Origin of the sequence: Ruthenibacterium intestinale (genome assembly GCF_040096265.1) — a bacterium.
In the GTDB taxonomy this organism is placed as follows: domain Bacteria; phylum Bacillota; class Clostridia; order Oscillospirales; family Ruminococcaceae; genus Ruthenibacterium; species Ruthenibacterium komagatae.
Genome location: NZ_JBBMFA010000079.1, coordinates 26,282 through 34,508 on the forward strand (window position 1 = coordinate 26,282; position 8,227 = coordinate 34,508).

The 8,227-nt window shown below is 62.6% G+C and carries 6 protein-coding genes, 1 pseudogene and 1 riboswitch; of the genes and pseudogenes, 6 read left to right on the plus strand and 1 reads right to left on the minus strand.

From position 1 onward, the window contains the following. The first annotated feature begins 70 nt into the window (after nucleotides 1-70). The 4 genes from WMO24_RS06190 (at nucleotide 71) to WMO24_RS06205 (ending at nucleotide 5,736) form a co-directional block, all read left to right on the plus strand. Nucleotides 71-859: a hypothetical protein gene (locus WMO24_RS06190; protein WP_349215444.1), complete on the plus strand. Its 789-nt coding sequence runs from the start codon at nucleotides 71-73 to the stop codon at nucleotides 857-859. A gap of 65 nt (nucleotides 860-924) precedes the next feature. Further along, entirely contained in the window at nucleotides 925-2,262 is a 1,338-nt protein-coding gene (locus WMO24_RS06195) for a CCA tRNA nucleotidyltransferase (protein WP_349215445.1), read from the plus strand. Between the two features lie 73 nt (nucleotides 2,263-2,335). Then, nucleotides 2,336-3,694, plus strand: coding sequence for an MATE family efflux transporter (locus WMO24_RS06200; protein WP_349215446.1), 1,359 nt, complete (start codon nucleotides 2,336-2,338; stop codon nucleotides 3,692-3,694). 102 nt (nucleotides 3,695-3,796) lie between these two features. After that, nucleotides 3,797-3,970: riboswitch (Lysine riboswitch) on the plus strand. Nucleotides 3,971-4,119: 149 nt separating this feature from the next. After that, nucleotides 4,120-5,736: a Na+/H+ antiporter NhaC family protein gene (locus WMO24_RS06205; protein WP_349215447.1), complete on the plus strand. Its 1,617-nt coding sequence runs from the start codon at nucleotides 4,120-4,122 to the stop codon at nucleotides 5,734-5,736. A 60-nt stretch (nucleotides 5,737-5,796) separates the two neighbouring features. Here WMO24_RS06205 and cysK read toward each other — a convergent pair whose 3' ends face one another. After that, a complete protein-coding gene (gene cysK / locus WMO24_RS06210) occupies nucleotides 5,797-6,732 on the minus strand; it encodes a cysteine synthase A (protein ID WP_349215449.1) in 936 nt (311 codons plus the stop codon). A 208-nt stretch (nucleotides 6,733-6,940) separates the two neighbouring features. Here cysK and pyrB point away from each other — a divergent pair. Continuing rightward, a pseudogene (pyrB, locus tag WMO24_RS06215) lies at nucleotides 6,941-7,843 on the plus strand (aspartate carbamoyltransferase); the annotation flags it as partial. Further along, entirely contained in the window at nucleotides 7,817-8,107 is a 291-nt protein-coding gene (locus tag WMO24_RS06220) for a hypothetical protein (protein WP_349215450.1), read from the plus strand. The pseudogene pyrB and the gene WMO24_RS06220, both read left to right, overlap by 27 nt. Nucleotides 8,108-8,227: the final 120 nt, after the last annotated feature.

Sequence of the window (8,227 nt, forward strand, 5' to 3'; positions counted from 1 at the left end):
GTTGGCAGACGGATTGCGATCAGGAAGGGGCGTTTGTTCATTGTTTGTTTCGGTTTTTGGAGCCAGCCGCGTGCTGTGGAAAAGAGGAATTGGGAGCGCGGTGGTGACCGCGGTTCTGTGCGGGCTGGTGCTGCTGTGGAAGTTCGGCCTCTCCCCGTTTGTGCTGTGCGCACTGGTGCCCGGGGCGGTGGTCCTGGTGGCGTCCCGCGTGCATGCCATGATGACAGCGCAGGAGATCTACCTGCGGCTGCTGGCGGTTTTTTACAACGAGCTGGAAGCGCGCCGCTTTATCAAACAGTACGAGCCGGTGTGCCAGCAGAAATTGTCGGACCGGTGCCGCCGCACTTTGCAGGCGCACCTGGCCAACGCCTACGCCTATGCGGGCGACTCGGAAAAAGCCCTCTCTCTGATCTCTTCTCTGCCCATCCCCGAGAAAAAGGGACGGGTGGACACCCAGCTTCTGATTGCGGGCAACACCTGCATTTATAAAATGATGGCGGGCGATGTGGAAGGCGCCCGCGCCGCCCAGGCACAGATGGCCGAACTGCTGGACGTGGCCAAACGGGAGCACCACAAAATCAGCCCCAACTATGACCGCACCTATCAGACCAACCAGATCCAGCTGGACCTGGCGGACGGAAAACCCGTGGACGTGACGCTTGTGCGGGAAGAGCTGAGCTCGCGTTCCAACACGCTTCACAAAGCGGTCTGCCGCCTGCTGCTGGCCCGCATCTACGCGGCGGCCGGCAAACGGGCCGAGGCCCGGGGCGTGCTGAAGGAAGTGACCGGCCTGAAAGGCGACGTGGTCATTCTGGCGCAGGCCCGCGCGCTGCAGAAAGAACTGCAGGCCGAAAACTGATCGGACCGCTTTGGCCGGACTTGTCCGGCCAAGGCGTTTTTTGTCCCGCGAAAGGAGGTCGTGCGATGAAATGGCCGCGGGAAGTGCTGACGCTTCTGAACGAACTGGAACAGGCCGGGTTTGAAGCCTGGGCCGTGGGCGGCTGCGTGCGCGACCGCCTTCTGGGCCGCACGCCCGCCGACTGGGACCTGTGCACCAACGCCCGCCCCGAGGACCTGCGCCGGATTTTTGCCGGCCGGCCTCTGGTGCTGACCGGCGTAAAGCACGGCACCGTGGGCGTGGCCGCCGGCGGCGGTGTGTACGAGATCACCACCTACCGGACTGAGAAGGATTACCGGGACCGGCGCCATCCCAGCCAGGTGCACTTTGTGGACCGGTTGGAAGAAGACCTGGCCCGGCGCGACTTTACGGTGAACGCCATGGCCTGCCATCCCCGCCGGGGCCTGCGGGACCCCTTCGGCGGCCGCGCCGATCTGCGCGGCCAGCAGATCCGCTGTGTGGGCGACGCCAAAACCCGCTTTTCCGAAGATGCGCTGCGCATTCTGCGGGGGCTGCGCCTTGCCGCCCAGCTGGACTTTTCCATTGAGGACGAAACCCTGGCCGCCATGACCGCCTGCCGTTCGCTTCTGACCCGGATCTCCGCCGAGCGGCTGTACGGGGAGCTGACAAGACTTTTGTGCGGTCCCGCCGCCGGGCGGGTGCTGGCCGGCTGCGGGGACATTCTGGTCCCGGTCATTCCGGAGCTGGCCCCCTGCATCGGGCTGGAACAGCACAGCATCCACCACGACCGGGACGTCTACGGGCACATGGCGGCCGCCGTGGCCTTTGCCCCCGCAGACCCCAACGTGCGCTGGGCCGCCTTCCTTCACGATGTGGGAAAACCGGGCTGCCTGTCGCTGGACGCGGAAGGCGCCGGTCATTTTTACGGGCACAACGAGCGGGGCGCACAGCTGGTGCAGAAGATTCTGACCCGGCTTCACGCCCCGAAAAGCCGCATTGCCCGGGTGTCGCAGCTGGTGCGCATGCACGATATGGCCCTGCCTGCCACCCCGCAGGGCGTGCGGCGCTGGCTGCGGCGCCTGGACGAAACGGGACTGATGCAGCTGGCCGCCCTGCGCCGGGCGGACCTGACCGCCCACGCCTGCACCCCCTGGGTCAAACAGCGCCTGGCCCAGCTGGACGCGTTTGTGGAAACCGCCCGCGCACAGCTGGCGGCGGGCGCGTGCTACCGGCTGGACATGCTGGCGGTGAACGGCCGGGACGTGATCGAAGCGGGCGCTGTTCCCGGCCCGGAGGTGGGCCGTGTGCTGAACGCGCTGCTGGACAGCGTGATCGACGGCGAAGTGCCCAACGAACGGGACGCTTTGCTGCAGCGCGCCGCCTATCTGGCACACCTGCTTTGAGTGATTGACTTTCCGCCCCGCTGTGCTATACTGGGTGGCGCATCGGTGAAAAAATACAAGGAGGGAATGTGCCATGACGGCCAGCGCCACCCAGAACCGCATCACCAGCGGTGTCATCTGGAAACAGCTTCTGATCTTCTTTTTCCCCATTTTGCTGGGAACCTTTTTTCAACAGCTTTACAACACCTTTGACGCGGTCATTGTGGGCCAGTGCGTGGGCAAAGCCGCGCTGGCCGCGGTGGGCGGCGCCACGGGCAACCTGGTGAACATTGTGGTCAACCTGTTTGTGGGCGTGGCTGCGGGCACCACGGTGGTCATTGCCCAAAGCGTGGGCGCCTCGGACGCGCAGACCGTGCAGAAAACAGTGCACGCCTCGGCCGCGCTGGCTTTGTGGGGCGGCCTTGCCTTCACCGCCGTGGGCGTGCTGGTGGCGCGCCCCGCCCTGACCGCCATGGGAACCCCCGAGGACGTGATGGACTACGCGGTGACGTATCTGAGCGTGTATTTCTTCGGCTCCATCCCCTCCTTTTTCTACAATGTGGGCGCGGGCATTCTGCGGGCCGTGGGCGACACCAAACGCCCGCTTTATTTCCTGCTGGCCGCCTGCCTGACCAACATCGTGCTGGACGTGGTCTTTGTGGCCTTCCTGGGCCTGGGCGTGCTGGGCGCGGCGCTGGCCACCGTGCTCAGCCAGTGGGTCAGCGCCGGGCTGATCTTTCTGGTGCTGACCCGCACCAGCCGCATTTATCACATGGACCCGACCCGCATCCGCTTTTGCGCATCGGCCCTGAAAGCGGTGCTGGCGGTGGGCATTCCCGCGGCGCTGCAGTCCAACATGTACTCCATCTCCAACGTGATCGTGCAAAGCTGCATCAACTCCTTCGGCACGGATACGGTGGCCGCCTGGACCTCCTTTTCCAAGGTAGACGGCTTTTTCTGGATGATCAGCGGCGCTTACGGCATCGCCATCACCACCTTCGCGGGGCAGAACTTCGGCGCGGGCCGGTACGACCGGGTGCGCAAAAGCGTGCGGGTGTGCATGGCCATGTGCGCAGGCACCGCGCTGGCCATGAGCGCGCTGGTGGTGACCTTCTCCGGCTCTCTTCTGCGCCTGTTCACTCAGGACCAGGCGGTGCTGGCCATCGGCTCGGAGCTGGTGCTGCACATGTCCACTTTCTATGTGACCTATGTGTGCATCGAAATTTTGTCCGGCGCCATCCGCGGATGCGGCCAGTCGCTGGTGCCCATGGTGATGACGGGCTGCGGCGTGTGCCTGCTGCGGGTGATCTGGATCTTCTTCGTGGTGCCCCTGCACCGGGACATCTTCACGGTGACCGCCAGTTACCCCATCAGCTGGACGCTGACCAGCATCTGTTTTCTGGTCTATTACAAGCGGGGAAAATTCCTTCCCCAAGAGCCGAAAACAGCCTGAAGCTGTCTTTTGGGGCAAAAACTTCAAAAAGCATTTGCTTTTTCGCAAAACAATGCTATAATGCGGTTGTCTGTGTTGTCACAGACAGGAAAATTCCAGATTTGGTACGATAGAGGCGCGGTTCTCATGAGTAACGCGGCAGAACGGTCCGGGTGACCGCCGCGGGAAAGGGAGCGCCGCCGAAAGGTTCAGACAGGCCCGACGGTCTGTTCCTTGGTTCGCAGCAAAAGATGCGGCGGACTGCCACAAAGGGAATTGTGGAGCGCTATCACCGCTTATTCTGCACATGCTGCACCATACGCCGTGAACCGTGTCCGCCCTTGTGGCCGCACGGGCACGGCTTTTGTTTTGTACGGACGCAGGTCCGCATAAAAAGAAAGCGGACCGCATGGCCCGCGTTATTTTGGAAAGGGGTTTCTCTCACTATGCTCCGCAAAAAACAACTTCTCACAGCGGCGGTGGCTGTTCTGGCCTTCGCCTTCCTGTTCGCCGTGCCGGCCTTTGCCGAGGATGCGGCGGCGCAGGACGTTCCCGGCCTGTACGCGACCTTCTGGTCCCTGCTGCCTCCGGTGGTGGCCATCGGCCTGGCCCTCATCACCAAAGAGGTGTATTCCTCTCTGTTCATCGGCATTGTGGTGGGCGCGGTGCTGTACTCCGGGTTCTCCTTTGAAGGCACCATGAACCACGTGCTCTCCGGCGGCATCATCGCTGTTCTGTCTGACAGCTACAACGTGGGCATTCTGGTGTTCCTGGTCATCCTGGGCGCCATGGTGGCCCTGATGAACAAGGCAGGCGGCTCGGCGGCCTTCGGCCAGTGGGCTTCCAAACACATCAAGACCCGGGCCGGCGCGCAGCTGGCCACCGTGGCCCTGGGCGTGCTGATCTTTATCGACGACTATTTCAACTGCCTGACGGTGGGCAGCGTGATGCGCCCCGTCACCGACCGGCACAACATCTCCCGGGCAAAGCTGGCCTATATCATCGACTCCACGGCCGCCCCGGTGTGCATCATCGCCCCCATTTCTTCCTGGGCCGCGGCGGTCACCGGCTTTGTGGAAGGCGAGGACGGCCTGTCCATTTTCATCCGCGCCATCCCCTACAACTTTTACGCGCTGCTGACCATCACCATGCTGATCGTCATCTCCCTGGCCAACATCGATTACGGTCCCATGGCCAAATTTGAGCGCAACGCCCTCGACGGCGATCTGTTCAGCGGCAAAAACCCGTACGCCGGCTCTTCGGACGACGTGTCCAACGCGCCCGGCACCGTGATGGATCTTCTGATCCCCATTCTCTCTCTGATCGTGTGCTGCGTCCTGGGCATGATTTACAGCGGCGGCTTCTTCAGCGGCGTGGACTTTGTCACCGCCTTCTCCGGTTCCGACGCATCCGTGGGTCTGGCGCTGGGCAGCTTCTTCGGCCTGGTGATCACCGTCATCCTGTATCTGGTGCGGCGCATCCTCACCTTCAAACAGTGCATGGACTGCATTCCCGAAGGCTTCAAGGCCATGGTCCCGGCCATCCTGATCCTGACCTTTGCCTGGGCTTTGAAAGCCATGACCGACAGCCTGGGCGCGGACGTGTTCGTGGCCGAGCTGGTCAAGAGCTCCGCGGAGGGCCTGATGAGCCTGCTGCCTGCCATCATCTTTGTGGTGGGCTGCCTGCTGGCCTTTGCCACCGGCACATCCTGGGGCACCTTCGGCATCCTGATTCCCATTGTGGTGCATGTGTTTGAAAATTCCGACCCGGAACTGATGATCATCTCCATCTCCGCCTGCATGGCCGGCGCCGTGTGCGGCGACCACTGCTCGCCCATTTCCGACACCACCATCATGGCTTCGGCGGGCGCCCAGTGCGACCACGTGAACCACGTGTCCACGCAGCTGCCCTATGCCGTCAGCGTGGCGGTCATCAGCTTTGTCACATACCTGGTGGCGGGCTTCGTCCGCTCCGCCTGGATCGCCCTGCCGGTGGGCCTGGTGCTGCTGCTGGGCTTTTTGGCAGCGGCCAAAGTTCTCACCCGGGAAAAGACATCCGTCTGACCCCGCGCATCCCAAAAGCAAAAAGCCGGTCAAACCCTGCGGTTTGACCGGCTTCTTTTTTTATTCTTCGCTGAACAGGCCCGTGGAGAGATAGCGCTCGCCGGTGTCCGGCAACAGCGCCACAATGGTTTTGCCCCGGTTCTCCGGCCGGCGGGCCAGCTCCATGGCCGCCCACAGCGCCGCGCCCGAGGAGATGCCTGCCAGCACCCCTTCCGTGCGGCCCAGCAGACGGCTGGCCGCAAAGGCGTCCTCACTGCGCACCGGCATCACTTCGTCGTACACGCCGGTGTTCAGCACCGCAGGCACAAACCCCGCGCCGATGCCTTGAATCTTGTGCGGGCCGGGGTCTTTGCCCCCCAGCACCTGCGAATCGGCCGGCTCCACAGCCACCACCTTCACCCCGGGGTTCTGCTGTTTCAGATAGCCGCCCACGCCGGTGATGGTGCCGCCCGTGCCCACACCGGCCACAAACAGGTCCACCTGACCGTCGGTGTCCTGCCAGATCTCCGGGCCGGTGGTCTGCCAGTGCGCCGTGGGGTTGGCCTCGTTGGTGAACTGACCCGGCATAAACGCCCCCGGAATCTGCTGCGCCAGCTCCTGCGCTTTGGCAATGGCGCCCTTCATGCCTTTGGCGCCCTCGGTCAGCACCAGCTCGGCGCCGTAGGCCTGCATCAGGCGGCGGCGCTCCAGCGACATGGTCTCGGGCATGACCAGAATCACCCGCAGGCCGCGGGCCGCGCCCATGGCCGCCAGACCGATGCCCGTGTTGCCGGACGTGGGCTCGATGATCACCGAATCCGGCTTCAAAAGGCCGCGTGCCTCGGCGTCGTCCAGCATGGCTTTGGCGATGCGGTCCTTCACCGAACCGCCGGGGTTGAACAGCTCCAGCTTTACCAGCAGCCGGGCGTTCAGCTGTTCGCTGTGTGCCAGGCGCTTCAGTTCCAACAGGGGCGTGCGGCCCACCAGCTGGTCCGCACTTGTATAAATACGAGACATACGATCGTTCCTTTCTCAATTCTTTTATTTACACTAAAATAGTATTGTTTATGGTGATTATAAAAAAACACCGGCGCTTTGTCAACAGGAAATTGAAACCGGGCCTGTTCGGCCGCTGTTTTTTTGCCCCGAGTGCCTTGCGCCGGCCGTGCAAAACTGCTATAGTATTGAACGGGAAAAGTTACGATAAATTTAGGAGGTCTTCATCATGAAACATGTGATCAGCCCGCTGGATTTGACCGTGGAGGAAATTGACCGCCTGCTGGCACTGGCCGACGACATCATCGACCATCCTCAGGCCTATGCCCACAAATGCGCGGGAAAGAAACTGGCCACTCTGTTTTTTGAGCCCAGTACACGTACCCGCCTGAGCTTTGAAGCCGCAATGCTGGAGCTTGGGGGCAGCGTGCTGGGCTTTTCTTCCGCCAGCTCCTCTTCCGCCACAAAGGGCGAGTCCGTGGCGGACACGGTGCGCATCGTGGGCAATTACGCCGATGTGATCGCCATGCGCCATCCCAAAGAGGGCGCTGCGGGCGTGGGCGCGCTGTTTGCCAAATGCCCCATCATCAACGCCGGCGACGGCGGCCACCAGCATCCCACCCAGACGCTGACGGACCTTTTGACCATTCACCGCCACAAGGGCCGCCTGAACGGGCTGACCCTGTGCCTGTGCGGTGACTTGAAGTTCGGCCGCACGGTGCACAGCCTGGTCCGCGCCATGATGCGCTATCAGGACGTGCGGTTCATTCTGGTCAGCCCGGACGAGCTGCGCATGCCCACCTACATTCTGGACGAGCTGGACGCGGGCGGCTTCGCCTATGAGGAGACCGACAGCCTGGAGAAGGGGCTGGCCCAGGCGGACGTGCTGTACATGACCCGCGTGCAGCAGGAGCGCTTTGCCAACCGGGAGGACTACCTGCGCCTGCGGGACAGCTACATTCTGGACGGAGAGAAAATGAAGCTGGCCCCCGCGGAGATGATCGTTCTGCATCCGCTGCCCCGGGTCAACGAGATCGCCCCGGAGGTGGACGACGATCCCCGTGCGCTGTACTTCGAGCAGGCTCTGTGCGGAAAATACATCCGCATGGCGCTGATTTTGACGCTGCTGGAGCAGGCGGGCGGCTTTGAAAAACCCTGTGCCGCCCAGATCTGCACCCGCGAGAAGACCGCTCTGCCCGCACGAGTGCTGGAGGTTCTGCAGGGGGCGGACCCCGCGGGCGTCCAGCTGCCGGAGCGCATCGTGAACGCGGTCTGCTGCAAAAACCCCCACTGCATCACCACCACCGAGCAGGGGCTTGCGCAGGTGTTCACCCTGGCCGACGCGGACAAAGGCACCTACCGCTGCCTGTACTGCGAGCACGAGTATCAGGCCTGAGAAATCCATCCAGACAGGCCCGGATTGCGGGCCTGTCTTTTTTCATAAGACTAACTATTAAAAGTCAAGTCTAAAATGAAAGGTTTTTGAATGAATTGCAAAAATGCATTTCAGATATAG